The 679-nt window shown below is 65.2% G+C and carries 1 pseudogene; it reads right to left on the bottom strand.

From position 1 onward, the window contains the following. Positions 1–679 (bottom strand): annotated as a pseudogene (locus ABD296_RS49705) (Mu transposase C-terminal domain-containing protein); the annotation flags it as partial.

Raw genomic sequence — 679 nt, 5'->3', positions numbered from 1 at the left:
ATGTCGCGCGGATCGCGCCGGATCAGAAAGCACGGCCAGCGTTCACGCCGCGCAATCCACGGCTTGAGCGCATCGGCGTAGTAGTGGATGTGGTCGATGACAAAGCCGGTGCGGGTCAGCGTGCGCCGGAGGATCGGCAGAAAATCGACCAGGAACGAAGTAGCGCGTGTGACGACGGCCGGTACGCCGACACGCGCCACGGCCTCGGCCCAGCGCGCGGCCGGCGGTTGGAGCAGGCCGTTGTGCACCGAACCGTGGTAGGTGCCGACCGCCAATGTGAGCCAGCGCTCTAGCTCGCGCAGCGTCAGGGCGGCCTTGTTTTCGGAATCGTAGTCGCCGCGCTGGTCAGGGTTGGAGAAGGTCGTTCCCGGCAGTTCGTCGTGAATCATCTGCATCGCCGTGCCGATGATCCGTTCCACGATGCCGCCATAGTGCGGCTGTCCCAGCGGGCGATAGTCCAGCCGGATGCCATGCTGCTCGCAACCCCGGCGCAGGGCCTCGCTCTTGAACTCGGCCGCGTTGTCTAGGTAGAGCAGCAAGGGCTTGCCGCTCATCTGCCAATCCATTTCCACGTTCAGTCCTTCCAGCCAAGGGCGCTTGTCGCAGGCGACATGCACGAGGCACAGGCCAACCGAAACGGCAGACGGCGCTTCCAGCGTGACGACCATGCCGAGCACGC

Source organism: Actinomadura napierensis (genome assembly GCF_039529375.1).
Taxonomy (GTDB): Bacteria; Actinomycetota; Actinomycetes; order Streptosporangiales; family Streptosporangiaceae; genus Spirillospora; species Spirillospora napierensis.
The sequence above is the reverse complement of the archived record's forward strand: the minus strand, read 5'-3'. Positions and strand labels throughout refer to the sequence as shown.